This window comes from Dickeya sp. Secpp 1600 (assembly GCF_003049805.1).
In the GTDB taxonomy this organism is placed as follows: domain Bacteria; phylum Pseudomonadota; class Gammaproteobacteria; order Enterobacterales; family Enterobacteriaceae; genus Dickeya; species Dickeya fangzhongdai.
This window is the reverse complement of record NZ_CP023484.1, coordinates 4,483,138-4,497,170: the sequence shown is the minus strand read 5'-3', so window position 1 is coordinate 4,497,170 and position 14,033 is coordinate 4,483,138. Positions and strand designations below refer to the sequence as shown.

The 14,033-nt window shown below is 62.1% G+C and carries 16 protein-coding genes; 12 read left to right on the top strand and 4 right to left on the bottom strand.

What is annotated here, in order from left to right; translation table 11 throughout:
- Positions 1 to 97 precede the first annotated feature (97 nt).
- Together nifT and CPA59_RS20020 are read left to right on the top strand one after the other, a co-directional pair.
- Entirely contained in the window at positions 98 to 316 is a 219-nt protein-coding gene (gene nifT, locus CPA59_RS20025; protein WP_033570863.1) for a putative nitrogen fixation protein NifT, read from the top strand.
- Between the two features lie 12 nt (positions 317 to 328).
- A complete protein-coding gene (locus CPA59_RS20020; RefSeq protein WP_049854745.1) occupies positions 329 to 991 on the top strand; it encodes a NifB/NifX family molybdenum-iron cluster-binding protein in 663 nt (220 codons plus the stop codon).
- Positions 992 to 1,092: 101 nt separating this feature from the next.
- On the opposite strand, the gene CPA59_RS20015 is transcribed toward CPA59_RS20020, so the two are convergent.
- Positions 1,093 to 1,455, bottom strand: a complete 363-nt coding sequence (locus tag CPA59_RS20015) for a hypothetical protein (RefSeq protein ID WP_107760909.1) — start codon at positions 1,453 to 1,455, stop codon at positions 1,093 to 1,095.
- Positions 1,456 to 1,559: 104 nt separating this feature from the next.
- Between CPA59_RS20015 and CPA59_RS20010 the strand changes: the two genes are divergently transcribed.
- On the top strand, positions 1,560 to 1,748 hold the full coding sequence (locus CPA59_RS20010; protein WP_107760550.1) for a hypothetical protein: 189 nt from the start codon (positions 1,560 to 1,562) through the stop codon (positions 1,746 to 1,748).
- Here the strand turns inward: CPA59_RS20010 and CPA59_RS20005 are convergent.
- Positions 1,729 to 3,321: a methyl-accepting chemotaxis protein gene (locus CPA59_RS20005; RefSeq protein WP_038920346.1), complete on the bottom strand. Its 1,593-nt coding sequence runs from the start codon at positions 3,319 to 3,321 to the stop codon at positions 1,729 to 1,731. The genes CPA59_RS20010 and CPA59_RS20005 overlap by 20 nt on opposite strands.
- A gap of 345 nt (positions 3,322 to 3,666) precedes the next feature.
- Between CPA59_RS20005 and nifE the strand changes: the two genes are divergently transcribed.
- The 9 genes from nifE (at position 3,667) to nifM (ending at position 12,102) form a co-directional block, all read left to right on the top strand.
- Entirely contained in the window at positions 3,667 to 5,040 is a 1,374-nt protein-coding gene (nifE, locus tag CPA59_RS20000) for a nitrogenase iron-molybdenum cofactor biosynthesis protein NifE (RefSeq protein ID WP_107760548.1), read from the top strand.
- Positions 5,041 to 5,049: 9 nt separating this feature from the next.
- A complete protein-coding gene (gene nifN / locus CPA59_RS19995; RefSeq protein WP_038920344.1) occupies positions 5,050 to 6,435 on the top strand; it encodes a nitrogenase iron-molybdenum cofactor biosynthesis protein NifN in 1,386 nt (461 codons plus the stop codon).
- Positions 6,422 to 6,889 (top strand): NifB/NifX family molybdenum-iron cluster-binding protein, encoded by a 468-nt coding sequence (locus CPA59_RS19990; protein ID WP_107760546.1) that lies wholly within the window; start codon positions 6,422 to 6,424, stop codon positions 6,887 to 6,889. The genes nifN and CPA59_RS19990 overlap by 14 nt, the downstream gene beginning before the upstream one ends.
- Before the next feature lie 455 nt (positions 6,890 to 7,344).
- Positions 7,345 to 8,172 carry a Fe-S cluster assembly protein NifU gene (nifU, locus tag CPA59_RS19985; protein WP_038665294.1) on the top strand — a complete coding sequence of 276 codons (828 nt, stop codon included), beginning with the start codon at positions 7,345 to 7,347 and terminating at the stop codon, positions 8,170 to 8,172.
- Positions 8,173 to 8,204: 32 nt separating this feature from the next.
- Positions 8,205 to 9,449, top strand: a complete 1,245-nt coding sequence (gene nifS, locus CPA59_RS19980; RefSeq protein WP_107760544.1) for a cysteine desulfurase NifS — start codon at positions 8,205 to 8,207, stop codon at positions 9,447 to 9,449.
- 12 nt (positions 9,450 to 9,461) lie between these two features.
- Positions 9,462 to 10,610 carry a homocitrate synthase gene (gene nifV, locus CPA59_RS19975; RefSeq protein WP_107760541.1) on the top strand — a complete coding sequence of 383 codons (1,149 nt, stop codon included), beginning with the start codon at positions 9,462 to 9,464 and terminating at the stop codon, positions 10,608 to 10,610.
- 4 nt (positions 10,611 to 10,614) lie between these two features.
- Positions 10,615 to 10,884: a nitrogenase-stabilizing/protective protein NifW gene (locus tag CPA59_RS19970; protein WP_049854738.1), complete on the top strand. Its 270-nt coding sequence runs from the start codon at positions 10,615 to 10,617 to the stop codon at positions 10,882 to 10,884.
- Complete coding sequence (locus tag CPA59_RS19965) at positions 10,868 to 11,311, top strand: nitrogen fixation protein NifZ (RefSeq protein ID WP_107760539.1); 444 nt, start codon at positions 10,868 to 10,870, stop codon at positions 11,309 to 11,311. Before CPA59_RS19970 ends, CPA59_RS19965 begins: the two co-directional genes overlap by 17 nt.
- A complete protein-coding gene (nifM, locus tag CPA59_RS19960) occupies positions 11,308 to 12,102 on the top strand; it encodes a nitrogen fixation protein NifM (protein WP_107760537.1) in 795 nt (264 codons plus the stop codon). The genes CPA59_RS19965 and nifM overlap by 4 nt, the downstream gene beginning before the upstream one ends.
- Here the strand turns inward: nifM and CPA59_RS19955 are convergent.
- Both CPA59_RS19955 and CPA59_RS19950 read right to left on the bottom strand, forming a co-directional pair.
- Positions 12,023 to 12,565, bottom strand: coding sequence for a methylated-DNA--[protein]-cysteine S-methyltransferase (locus tag CPA59_RS19955; protein ID WP_107760907.1), 543 nt, complete (start codon positions 12,563 to 12,565; stop codon positions 12,023 to 12,025). The genes nifM and CPA59_RS19955 overlap by 80 nt on opposite strands.
- Before the next feature lie 50 nt (positions 12,566 to 12,615).
- Positions 12,616 to 13,980 carry a DNA-3-methyladenine glycosylase 2 family protein gene (locus CPA59_RS19950; RefSeq protein ID WP_038920336.1) on the bottom strand — a complete coding sequence of 455 codons (1,365 nt, stop codon included), beginning with the start codon at positions 13,978 to 13,980 and terminating at the stop codon, positions 12,616 to 12,618.
- Positions 13,981 to 14,033: the final 53 nt, after the last annotated feature.

Here is a 14,033-nt window from a genome sequence, read left to right as displayed (position 1 = left end):
GGCGGCGTTTCCCTGTGAACAGGGAGGGCTGCAACCTTCTTCCACTATCAGGCGCCCGGCGTTGTTCGGGCTGTCCTGTTCCGTTAAGGAGAAACCGATGCCGGTGGTGATTTTTCGTGAGCGCAATGCGCAGCTGTACTGCTACGTCGCCAAGCTGGACCTGGAAGCCAAAGTAACGGGCATGGAGTTTGATCGGCACGATTACTGGGGCGGGCGCGTCGAGCTGGAAGGCGGTAAGTGTTATTACGTCAATCCTCAGGACGCGAAACCCGTGTTCCCGGTCAGCCTGCGGGCCAGCCGTGCCGAGCTTGGATAAGGAGAAAGGAGCATGTCTGATGATGATGTGTTGTTCTGGCGCCTGTTCGCGCTGATCCAGTGCCTGCCGGAGCTGCCGCCGCCACGGCTGCTGGGCTGGCTTGGCGACGGCGATGAAGCGTCGCTGGATGCGGACCGGCTGGCGTCGCTGACGCAGGCGGAACTGGCGGCGCGTTTCCCGATTGATGCCGACGCCATGACCCCGGCGCGTTGGCGCTCGGTGATGGACTGCCTGCGCGGCGCGCTGCCGCCGCACCTGGCTGTCGCGGCGCCTTCCCGACGCAGGCCGCAACTGCTGGCGGCGTTCGCCTCGCAGGATGGGCTGACCATTAACGGCCATTTCGGTCAGTGTCGGCTGTTTTTTATCTACGCGTTCGATCAGGACGGTTCCTGGCTGCACGACCTGCGCCGCTATCAGCCTGCCGGCGGCGAGCAGGAAGGCAATGAAGTGCGTTCGGCGCTGCTGAACGACTGCCACTTGCTGTTCTGCGAGGCGATTGGCGGCCCGGCGGCGGCGCGCATCATTCGCCACAACATCCACCCAGTCAAGGTCGCGCCCGGCACCCGGATTCAACCCCAGCGCGACGCGCTGCAAACCCTGCTGGCCGGCACGCTGCCGCCGTGGCTCGCCAAGCGGCTGGAAAAGGGCAACCCGCTGGAGGATAGGGTGTTTTGAGAATGGCGGCCTGTCGGTTTTATTCGTCAGACAGGCTGCCAAACGTGTTCTGCGAGGCTGATTTGCCAGTCACGCCTTCATAGGATGCGGCGGCTTGACGCTCACTCCACCGTTATGCTCTCTCCATCCTGATGCGTGATCCGCAGTCGGGTGCCGGCGATCGCCGTTTGCACCGCCTGACGGATGGTCATCGTGCCGATAACCGGGTGAGGGCGCACCGCGCCGGTTTTGCTGGTGTCGGTGATGATGCCGCAGCCGGTGGCGTGGGCGATCTGCTGGGCGGTTTCGTCGAAGCGATCGAAACGGATGTCGTAGGTGCCGACTTTGTCGCATTGGCCGTAGGGCACCGGCTGGTTGGCCGGCGGCGTATCGGCGCCGCTATCAGGCCATTCCGACGTGCGGGGGCAGCTGGACAACAGCAACGTACCGCATAACAAAAATGTCCCGGATAACAACGATCTCATAGGGATAATGCCGGTTCGGACAGGCTTGAGCGCCATGATGCCTCCTGATAAAGCCGTTGCGGGTAAGAGGTAGCCTTCTTCAACGTTGGGCGGTGTCACGCCTTATGGCGGGACACCGTCTATTATCGTCGCTGGATGTAAAAGATCGCGTGCCGGGTGTAACAAGCGCGCTGATTGGTGTGAGCGGCTGTTTCTGCCTGCGCAATATTGGGAAAAATCAGCCCGCCGTTGATGGCGGGCTGACCAAGGGGCGGCGGTTGCTGCCGGAAAGCATCAACGCGGCGCGGCGATAGCCAGCGGGTTACTGTCGTTCAGATTGAAAAACGTCATGGTGTCGTCCAGATTTTTCGCCTGTTCGTGCAGCGAGGAACTGGCGGAGGCGGACTCTTCGACCAGCGCCGCGTTTTGCTGGGAGGATTGCTCAAGCAGGGTGATGGCGGTGTTAACCTGTTCGATGCCTTTGGCTTGCTCTGATGAGGCCATCGAGATATCCGCCATGAATTCATTCACGCGTTTGATCTCGTCCATCAGCCGCGCCATATCCTGGGTGGAGAGCGACGCGACTTTTTCGCCCTGGGCGATTTCATTGGCCGTTTTTTCGATCAACTCTTTGATTTCGCGTGCAGATCCGGCGCTGCGCTGCGCCAGACTGCGTACTTCAGACGCCACGACCGCAAAGCCTTTACCGGCTTCGCCCGCGCGGGCGGCTTCCACCGCCGCGTTAAGCGCCAGGATGTTGGTCTGGAAGGCGATGCCGTCCATGATGCTGATGATATCGTTGATCTTGTTGGAGCTGTCGGCGATGTGCTGGATGCGTTCGATCATCTGGCTAAAGTTGCTGGCATTTTTTTCCGCCAGCGCCGCCACGGAGTTGGTCAGTGTCATGGCTTTGCCGGTGTTGGCGGTGTTTTCCTGCACCGACGCGGTGATCTGCTCCATGCTGGCGGCGGTTTGTTCGACGGATGACGCCTGCGCTTCGGTACGGGCGGCGAAATCCCGGTTGGCGGCGGAGATTTGTTCCGCGCCAGCCGCCACGGAACCGGCCGAGTCTCTGACATCCAGCACGATTTTGCGGAATGCCTGCTGCATGTCTTTCAGCGAAACCATCAGCCCGCCCATCTCGGTATTGTGCTGAGGAGGAATATCCAGCGTCAGCACGCCTCGTTCCATCATGCCGAAATAGGTTCTGACTTTCTGCATCGGCGTCAGCACCACGGTGCGAATGAATTTCAGAGTGAACAGACTGATGAACAGCACCACTATCAGCGTGGAAATCAGGATAGTTAATGTCTGCTGATAGAAGCCGTCCGCATGCGCGATTTCTTCATGCCCGATACCTTTGGCGAAGGTGACAAACTGCGTCAGCTTCTGGCGGAAGGTCGCGCCTTTTTCCAGCGCATCGGGCACCAGGGTGGTGTAGAACCGATCAACGTTTCGGTCGCGCAGCGCCGTGAGCATAGGAGCGACGGCGTTGTTCATGTAGTCATTGAAGGCGTCGTCGATTTCACCGCGCAGCGCCCGGCCTTGCGACGTCAGCGCCGGAATACCGCGCAGTTCCGACATGGTGCTGTTGGCGGAAGCGATGTAGCCGTTCAGCCGTTCAAGACCGGCCTGAATGGTGGCGTCATCCTTTTTGCTCTCAATGGCCAGCGCGACGTTAATGCCGGCCAGCCTGGCATTCAGCATTTCCGAATAGGCGGAATAAAGCGGGATAAGCTGTTCTCCCTCGATGCTGCTGACCTTGCGGATAGACAGGTTGCTTTGCATGGAGGAATACAGACTGAACGTGCAAACAGAAAGTAATAGCAGCACAAATACGGCGATAACGCAGTAAAGCCCATTTTTTATTTTGATTTTTTCTAACATTCCCTATCTCCTTTAAACGACGGGTTTTCCCTGCCTGCCGCTATGGTTTCTTATGTCTTGATGACATGAAGTCAATATCGGTAAGGCGACTATTAAGCTGTGTTTTTCATCAGACGTGGCGTGCCGGCCCGATAGGGGGGACAGCCTAATAGTTTTATAACGAATGGTTGTTGATGTAGGTCAGGCTGTGCCCCGCAATGATTCGCGTCCCCTGTGCTGGTAATCTCCGCCAATTGTCTGCTTTGTCGTAAACCTCACATCACTTTTTCCTTATAAATCAATTTATCAGCGCTGGCCTGCGTTTTGCACCGCATGAGGGATATCAACAAACGCGGCGAGGGTGAGATGAAGGGAAGTGAGATTCTGGCGTTGTTCGACGAGCCAGCCTGTGAACATAACCACAAGCAAAAGTCGGGGTGCAGCGCGCCCAAACCCGGCGCCACCGCAGGCGGCTGCGCGTTTGACGGCGCGCAGATCACGTTGCTGCCGCTGGCGGACGTCGCCCATCTGGTGCACGGGCCGATTGGCTGCACCGGCAGTTCCTGGGATAACCGCGGCAGCCAAAGCTCCGGCCCGACGCTCAACCGGCTTGGTTTCACCACCGATCTCAGCGAGCAGGACGTGATCATGGGGCGCGGCGAACGGCGGCTGTTCCATGCGGTGCGGCATATCGTCAACCGCTACCGCCCGGCGGCGGTGTTTATCTACAACACCTGCGTACCGGCGATGGAGGGCGACGACATTGAAGCGGTATGTCTGGCGGCATCGGAGGCGGTGGGCGTGCCGGTGATCGCCATCGACGCCGCCGGTTTTTACGGCAGCAAGAATTTCGGCAACCGGCTGGCGGGCGAGGTGATGGTGAAAAAGGTGATGGGTCAGCGGGAACCGGCGCCCTGGCCGCAGGACACCCCATTCGCTCCCGAACACCGGCACGATATCGGCCTGATTGGCGAGTTCAACATCGCCGGCGAGTTCTGGAACGTGCTGCCGCTGCTGGACGAACTGGGTATCCGGGTGCTGGGCAGTCTGTCCGGCGATGCCCGCTTCGCTGAAATCCAGACGATGCACCGGGCCGAAGCGAACATGCTGGTGTGCTCGCGGGCGCTGATCAATGTCGCCCGGCAGTTGGAGCAGCGCTACGGCATTCCGTGGTTTGAAGGCAGCTTCTACGGTGTGCGGGCGATGTCCGACGCGCTGCGGCAACTGGCGGCGATGACCGGCGATGCGGACCTGATAACCCGCACCGACGTGCTGATAGCCCGCGAAGAGGCCGCCGTGACGCAGGCGCTGGCGCCGTACCGCGAACGTCTGCAGGGACGCAAAGTCCTGCTGTACACCGGCGGCGTCAAATCCTGGTCGGTGGTGTCGGCGTTGCAGGATCTGGGCATCACCGTAGTCGCCACCGGCACCCGTAAATCCACCGAGGAGGACAAGCAGCGCATCCGCGAGCTGATGGGCGACGACGCGCTGATGCTGGAAGAAGGCAACGCCCGCACGCTGCTGGATGTGGTTTACCGTTACGGCGCGGACATGATGATCGCCGGCGGGCGCAACATGTATACCGCGTACAAGGCGCGGCTGCCGTTTCTGGATATCAATCAGGAGCGCGAGCACGCTTTCGCCGGGTATCGCGGGCTGGTGGCGCTGGCGCAGCAGCTGTGCCTGACGCTCGATAGCCCCATCTGGCGGCAAACTCATCAACGGGCCCCGTGGCACTAAGGAGCAGCGATGGCACAGGTGATTCGCAGTAAAAAACCGCTGGCGACCAGCCCGATTAAAAGCGGTCAGCCGCTGGGGGCGATTCTGGCCGCTCAGGGCATCGAACACAGCATTCCGCTGGTACATGGCGCGCAGGGGTGCAGCGCGTTCGCCAAGGTGTTTTTCATCCAGCATTTTCACGAGCCGATTCCGTTGCAGTCCACCGCGATGGACCCGACCACCACCATCATGGGAGCGGACGACAACATCTTTACCGCGCTCGCCACGCTGTGCCAGCGCAATACGCCGAAAGCGATCGTGCTGGTCAGCACCGGGCTGTCCGAGGCGCAGGGCAGCGATATGGCGCGGGCGGTGCGGCAGTTCCGCGACGACTATCCGCGCTTTAAATCGGTGGCGATCCTGACGGTCAACACGCCGGATTTCTACGGATCGCTGGAGAATGGCTTCAGCGCGGTGGTGGAGAGCATTATCCAGCAGTGGGTGCCGGAAAAACCGCCGGTGGGGATGCGCAACCGGCGCGTCAACCTGCTGCTGAGTCATCTGCTCAATCCCGGCGATGTCGAGCTGATCCGCAGCTACGTCGAGGCGTTTGGGCTGCAACCGGTGATCCTACCGGATCTGTCGCAATCGCTGGACGGGCATCTCGCCGGCGGCGATTTTCAGGCGGTGACGCAGGGCGGCACGCCGCTGCGCGGTATCGAGCAGATGGGGCAAAGCCTGAGCACCATCACCATTGGGGCGTCATTCCAGCGCGCCGCCAGTTTGCTGGCGATGCGCAGCCGCGGTCAGTCGCTCAGCCTGCCGCATCTGATGACGCTGGAGAACATGGACTGCTTTATCCAGCATCTGCAACAGCTGGCCGGGCGCGAGGTCCCGGCGTGGATCGACCGTCAGCGCGGCCAGTTGCAGGACGCGATGATCGACTGCCATATGTGGCTGCAAGGTCGGCGGATGGCGCTGGCGGCGGAGGGCGATCTGCTGGCGGGCTGGTGCGACTTCGCTCTCAGTCAGGGCATCACGCCGGGCCCGGTGGTGGCGCCGGTCAACCAGCAAAGTCTGGCGGCGTTGCCGGTGGAACAGGTGGTGATCGGCGATCTGGAGGATTTGCAGGATCTCCTGTGCGACAACCCGGCCGACCTGCTGCTGTCCAATTCCCATGCCGTCGATCTGGCGGAACAGTTCGGCATGCCGTTGATCCGCGCCGGATTTCCAATCTTCGATAAGATCGGCGAGTTCCGCCGCCCGCGTCAGGGCTATGCCGGTATGCGCGACACCCTGTTCGAACTGGCGAACCTGATGCTGGCGGGCCATCACCACCAGCCGGTTTACCACTCGCCGCTCAAGCAGCAGTTTGCGCCGCCGCGGCGTCAGGAGGCGGACCATGCAGCATGTTAACCGGCATCTCAGCGCCATCAGCGCCGGCGTCTGGTCAATGAAAGTGGCGTTCGCCAGTTCTGATTATCACCATGTCGATCAACACTTTGGCGCCACGCCCCGGCTGGTGATCTACGGCGTGAAAGAAGATCAGGTCACGCTGTTGAAAGTGGTGGACTTCAACGTGCGCTACGGTCATCAGGAGGACAAACTCACCTGCCGCATCGACGCGCTGGAGGACTGCGTCACGTTGTATTGCGTGGCGATTGGCGATGCCGTATTCCGCCAGCTATTGCAGGTGGGGGTACGGGCGGTGCGCGTACCGACCGATACGCCGATCGCTCAACTGTTGCAGCAGATCCAGCAATGCTGGCATGACGGCGAGCCGCGCGTCACCCGCCGCCAGCGCGACCCTCACCGTTTCGAACGGCTGATCGCCGAACAGGAATGGAGCGAGGAGGATGATGTGTTGTGAGTGATGGTTGTGTAAGCTTCTGGGGACTCACGCGGTTGCCGCGTGACAAGGCTCGTCATGAGCCTTGCCCCTGAAGGGCCAACGTATGGCGTTGTTCAACACGCGATCGTGTTGTCCTGCAACTCGAATTATTTCGGGCATAGCTTTTCCTATTTCTTGACTGGTGAATCCGACCGTTGAACGCCGTGACCGAGGCGGTTAGCGGGTATCTGCGCGTATTCACATGCACGTCCCTGTTCCAGCCGTTTAGTGTCACCTCTCTGACAAAACCGACATAAACCGCGACATTGGTCGCGGTTTTGTTATCGGCTATCGCCACTATCTCGTTGATCTGCATTTGTTTCTGTGACTGGCATCACATTTGCTCTGACTCTGTTTACTCAGACCATGCAACGCGGGTGAGCGCCGGGCGGCTGGGTGCCCGGCGCTCACCCATTCAGTAGGGAGCAGAGCAGATGTGGAACTATTCCGAGAAAGTGAAAGACCATTTTTTTAATCCCCGCAATGCCCGGGTGGTGGCGGAGGCCAACGCCGTGGGCGATGTCGGTTCGCTCAGCTGCGGCGATGCCCTGCGGCTGATGCTGCGCGTCGATCCGGACAGCGAAACCATCCTTGACGCCGGCTTTCAGACTTTCGGCTGCGGCAGCGCCATCGCGTCGTCTTCGGCGCTGACGGAGCTGATCATCGGCCGCACCCTGCGGGAAGCGGAACAGGTCACCAACCAGCAGATCGCCGACTATCTCGACGGCCTGCCGCCGGAAAAAATGCATTGCTCGGTGATGGGACAGGAAGCGCTGCGGGTGGCGATCGCCAACTACCGTGGCGAAACGCTGGAGGACGATCACGAGGAAGGGGCGCTGATCTGTAAGTGCTTTGCGGTGGATGAAGGGCAGATCCGCCGTGCGGTGGTGGCCAACGGCCTGACGACGCTGCAGGACGTGATCAACTACACCAAAGCGGGCGGCGGTTGCAGCGCCTGTCATGAAAAGATCGAACTGGCGTTGGCGCAGATCCTGAGCGAGCACGAGGCGACGCCGGCGGCGGCGACGATCGTAGTGAAGGATGCGCGCTGGCAACAGGTGGCGGAGGCGGTGGCGGAGCTGCGGCCGCACATTCAGGCCGACGGCGGCGATATGTCGCTGGTGAATGTCAGCGAGCGTCAGGTCACTGTCAGCCTGTCCGGCAGTTGCAGCGGTTGCATGATGACCGACATGACGCTGGCCTGGCTGCAACAGAAGCTGGTGGAACGCACCGGGCAGTATATGGACGTGGTGGCGGCATAACCGTCAGGCAGACAGGCATGAGGAAAACAACCATGAACAACGTTTATCCGGACAAAAAAAGCGCTCCAGACAAAAAAATCTATCTGGACAACAATGCCACCACCCGGCTTGACCCGATGGTGCTGGAAGCGATGCTGCCGTTTCTGACTGAACACTACGGCAACCCGTCGTCGATTCACGATTTCGGCACGCCGTGCCGCGGCGCGCTGGAACGGGCGCGCCAGCAGGTCGCCAGCCTGCTGGGGGCGCGTTATGACAGCGAGATCCTGTTTACCTCCTGCGCCACCGAAGCCACCTCCACCGCGATTTATTCCGCGGTGAATCTGGCGCCGGAACGGCGCGAAATCATCACCACCGCGGTGGAGCATCCGGCCACGCTGGAGGTGTGCGAGCATCTGGCGCGGCAGGGCTATACCATCCATCGGCTGGCGGTGTCGCCGCAGGGCGAGCTGGATCTGGCGGCATACCGTCGTTTGCTGAGCGATCGCGTCGCGCTGGTCAGCGTGATGTGGGCCAACAATGAAACCGGGGTGCTGTTCCCGGTGCCGGAGATGGCGGCGCTGGCGCATGAGCACGGCGTATTGTTCCACTGCGACGCGGTGCAGGCGGTGGGCAAGATTCCGATCGTGCTCTCCGCTACCGATATCGACATGCTCTCGTGTTCGGCGCACAAGATCCACGGCCCGAAGGGCGTGGGCTGCTTGTATCTGCGTCGCAACACCCGCTTTCGTCCGCTGCTGCGCGGCGGGCATCAGGAACGCGGCCGCCGCGCCGGTACGGAAAATATCGCCGGTATTGTCGGCATGGGCAGCGCCTGCGAACTGGCGGAGGTGCATTTGCCGATGATGACGGCGGCCGTGGCGCCGCTGCGCGACACCTTGCAGCACGAACTGGCCCGCCGCATTCCCAGCGTGATGGTGATGGGCGACGGGCAGCCGCGCACCCCCAATACCCTCAATATGGCGTTCGAATTCATCGAAGGGGAAGCGATCCTGTTGCTGATGAACCATGTCGGCATCGCCGCGTCCAGCGGCAGCGCCTGCACCTCCGGCTCGCTGGAGCCGTCGCATGTGATGCGGGCGATGGACATTCCCTATACCGCCGCCCACGGCAGCATCCGTTTCTCGCTGTCGCGCTATACCCGCGAAAAAGAGATCGACTCTGTGATTGAACAACTGCCGCCGATTATCGCCAGGCTGAGAACGCTGTCGCCTTACTGGCAGCAGGACAAACCGGCGGCGCTGGCCGGGACGGCGTTCGCGCCGACCTACGGTTAAGGAGCGCCGACGATGGAGCAGGTGATCATCAACGACACCACGCTGCGCGACGGCGAGCAGAGCCCCGGTGTGGCATTTCGCGCCAGCGAAAAGCTGGCGATTGCCGAGGCGCTGGCGGAGGCGGGGGTGCCGGAGCTGGAGGTCGGCACGCCGGCGATGGGGGCGGAAGAACGTTCACGTATGGCGCTGGTCAGACGGCGGCTGCCGGGCATCGTGATGATGGCCTGGTGCCGGATGAACGAGGACGAAATTCGTCAGAGCGCCGATCTGGGCATGGACTGGGTGGATATTTCGGTGCCGTCGTCCGATCGGCTGCGGCAGCAGAAACTGCGCCAGCCGCTGTCCGTGCTGCTGCCCCGGCTGGCGGCGTTGATTACGCTGGCGCGTCAGTGCGGGCTGCGGGTGAGCATCGGGTGTGAAGACGCCTCGCGTGCCGGCGACGATGTGTTGCGCCAGCTGGCGCAGACGGCGCAGGCCGCAGGTGCGGAGCGGCTGCGTTTCGCCGATACGCTGGGGGTGCTGGATCCGTTCGCCACCTATGACCGGATTCAGGCGCTGCGCCAGTGCTGGCCCGGCGAGATTGAGATGCACGCCCATAACGATCTGGGGCTGGCGACCGCCAACACGCTGGCGGCGGTACGGGCGGGGGCCACCCACGTCAACACCACGGTGCTGGGGCTGGGCGAACGGGCGGGCAACGCGGCGCTGGAATCAGTGGCGCTGGGGTTGCAGCGCTGCCTCGGACGCTCAAGCGGCATCCGCTTCGCGCAGTTGCCGTCGTTATGCCATCTGGTGGCGAACGCCGCGCAGCGCGCCATTGATGTACAGCAACCGCTGGTGGGGGAGCAGGTGTTCACCCATGAGTCCGGGGTGCATGTGGCGGCGTTGCTGCACGATCGGGAAAGCTATCAAGGCATCGATCCGCATCTGATGGGGCGGGAGTTCCGGCTGGTGCTGGGCAAGCATTCCGGCCGCCAGGCGGTGGGCGGTGTGTTCGCCCGTCTGGGCTACGGGCTGGATGCGCAGCAGGTCGACGCGTTGCTTGATGCGGTGCGGGTGTTTGCGGAAAACGGGAAACGCAACCCGCGGGATACCGAATTGCGCCAGATCTATCAGGATCTGTTTGGCGACGATCGGGCGTTGCGCTGCCAGGGGGGATAAGGCGATGGAGTGGTTCTACCGTTTGCCGGGAGTGCAGGCGTTACAGGGCGCCGACGCTTTTTTTGCCTTTTTTGAGGTGCCGTACGACGCCGATCGGTTGAGCCGATGTCAGGTGCCGGTGCTGCGCGAGTTTCACCGTCGGCTGATGACGGCAGTGCCGCTGCGCAACGCGCTGGACGATGCGCCGAACGCTGACTGGCAGTTAGCGCGGCGGCTGCTGGCGGAGAGCTATCAACACTGGGCGAAGGGAGGCCGCGATGACGCCGAGGTTTGAATGCGGCGATGCCGTGCGGGTAGTGCGCGCGCTGCGCAACGACGGCACGTTCGCCGGGCGCGCGCGCGGCGAACTGCTGGTGCGGCGCGGCAGTGTCGGGTATGTGCGCGAGTGGGGGGTATTCCTGCAGGATCAGATAGTCTATCAGGTACATTTTCTCGATCGGGATCGGGTGGTCGGCTGTCGAGAGTCAGAGCTGATCGACGCGGATCAGCCCTGGCTGGCGGGTGATTTTCAGTACGGCGATCGGGTGTGCAGCATGCAGCCGCTGGCGATCAATGGCGACATCGTTGTGACGATGGGCCAGCAGGGCGAGGTGCTGGCGACGGCGCAGGGCGAACGGGGAGACAGCTGCATCGTCCTGTTCGGCGAGCGGCAGTTTCAGGTGCCGATATCGGCGTTGCATAGCCTGGAGGTGGACGAATGACGCCACCGGCCTGGCAGCGCTTCAGTCGCCTGCGGCTGGCGCAGACCCGTTGGCATTGTCTGCCGGAGCAACTGCCTGAGCCGGATCGGCCGCGCTTTGAGCGCCAGTTGCAGCGTCAGTTGGCGCTGGAGCACGCGGTGGTGACGGCGGCTCGTCGGCAATCGCTGGCGGCGACAGGCGCGCAGTTGCAGCAGGTGGCGCAGCAACTGGCGGAGGAACTGACCCGCACCGGCTTTTCCGCCGACGAGCAACAGGCTATCGTGTTGCACCACGCCTTGATGGAACTGCAACTGGCGAGCGTTGGCGCGCAGGCCGGCGAGCCGGAACAGGCCGAGATTCGGCGCTGGTATCGACAACACGCCGGGCGTTTTTGTCGCCCGGAGCAGCGGCTGACCCGCCACCTGTTGTTGACCGTCGACGATAATCGCCCGGCAGTCGGGCAGCAGATGGCCGAGCTGTTGCGTCAGCTGCGCGCCGACCCGGAGCGTTTCGAATCGCTGGCGCGGCGGCATTCTCACTGCCCAACCGCGCTGGACGGCGGGCTGATGGGCTGGGTCAGCCGGGGTTTGCTGTTTCCGGCGCTGGACCGCTGCCTGTTTGCGCTGACGGCGGGGGCGCTGAGCGAGCCGGTGGAAACCGAACTGGGCCTGCATCTGCTGCGCTGCGAGGCGATTCGCCCGGCCGCGCCGCTGCCTGAGGCGGAGGCGCTGGCTAAAGCGGGCGATTATCTGCGGGCGCAGCGTCAGCGTCAGCACCAGCGCCAATGGTTGCAGATGTTGTTGCCGTGCTGACGGCATAACGCCGCTCGTGCTCCAGCAGCCACTGCTTGGTCGCCAGCCCGCCTGCGTAACCGGTCAGCGCGCCGGAGGTGGCGATCACCCGGTGGCAGGGCACGATGATGGAAATCTGGTTTTTGGACGACGCCATGCCTACCGCCCGCGACCCGTTGGGATTGCCGACGGCGGCGGCGATTTGCTGGTAAGTACGGGTAACGCCGTAGCCGATGTCCAGCAGCCGGGCGTAGACCTGCCGGCGGAACGGCGTGGCGTCCTGATGCAGCGGCAGGTCGAAGGTGGTGCGCTGACCGGCGAAATACGCCTGCAACTGCTGGCAGCAGGCTTGCGTGACGGCGTCCGGCCGGGTGGGTTTTTGCTCATTGCTGAATAGCACGCTGGTCACGCAGCCGTCTGCCGCGGTGACGTCGGCGTAGCGCCAGGGAAAGCTGTCTGGGCAGTCCAGTTGTTGCGTCGCCATTTTCACACGATTTTCCTCCACAGGATGTTTTTTCACCACAGGTTGCATGTTTACAGCGTGTTCCACAGATGAAGGGTCAGATAGCTTTTCCACGGCGCCGCGCGTTGCGGGTCGATCTCCCCCAACTGACGCAAGGCGTTGCGGATCCCCAGATCGCCGCCCAGCCAGATATCGGGATCGTTGAGCGCTCGCAGTTTCAGATAATCGAGCGTCCAGCGACCGATGCCTTTCACCTCGGTGAGTCGATCGATGTCGCTGATGTCGTGGCGGCAGAACCAGTCAGCGACATTCGCCAGCGTGGTTTTTTTCGACCGCATGCTGCGCAGTTGCTCAACAATTTCTGGGGTGATGCGGTCCGGCGTTGGGAAGTAACGCTGGCCGTCTTCCTCGATGGCGCAGAGCGACACCAGTTGGTTTAGCAGCGTGGTCGCGGCACTGACGCTCACCTGTTGCCCGCAAACGGCGCGGATGGCGGCTTCAAACGGCGAGAACACGCCGGGAATGCGGATGCCGGAGGCGATCGGCAATGTCGGATAAGCCTGACGCAACTGATCCTCGATCGCGTCGATATTGACGTTAAGATCGAACATGTTGCGGATCCGCTCCAGCACCTGGGACAACAGCGTCAGGCGGCTTAGCGCGATCGTCACGTCAAACCCGCCGGTCGCCGGACGTATCTGAAACGATCCCTTCTCGCCGTTGAGGATAAAGCGGCGGCCGTAAGTCGCGCCGTCGATCCATTCCACGCCGTCGATCAACCGCCGGGACTGAAAAGCCAGAAAATAATCCCAATGGTAGCGGCCGCCGACCGGGAGGCGCAGCCTGATGTGTTCCGCCTTATCCCGGCTGTCCGGTGGCGACAACATCATCCGTTTGGGCGTAGTTTTCAGGTACTTGTCGATAAGCTGATAAAACCCGCTCAGGCCGTTAAACCCGCACGAGGCGGCGATGTCGGTGATGCTGAGGCTGGAACTCTGGAACAGCTTCTTGGCGAAAAAAATCTTCGCGATGTTCTGGTATTCCTTCACCGAACAGCCGTAATGCTCGCGGAACAGCCGGTTCAGGTAGCGGCTGGAGAGATGGTGGGCCGCGGCAATCTGCTCCACCTTCGACAGCAGATGTTCGCCGCTATCGATGGCGGCGGCGATGCGCACCGGCAGTTGTTGCTTGCGGTCCAGTTCGGCGAAACGCGGCGCGTATTCCGGCTTGCAGCGCAGACAGGGGCGAAAACCGGCCTGAATCGCCTCGGTGCGGGTGCGGTAGTAAACGACGTTTTTCTCCAGCGGCAACGGCGCCGGGCAGATGGGGCGGCAGAAGATACCGGTGGATTTGACGGCGACGAAAAAGGTGCCGTCAAAACGCGGATCGCGGCTGATTCTCGCCTGTTGCCATGTGGTCAGCACGGTATCGTTCATGTGGTTCTCCCCTGAATTCCGGCCTTCAGTAAACCGCAAAAGCGTTCCCCAAT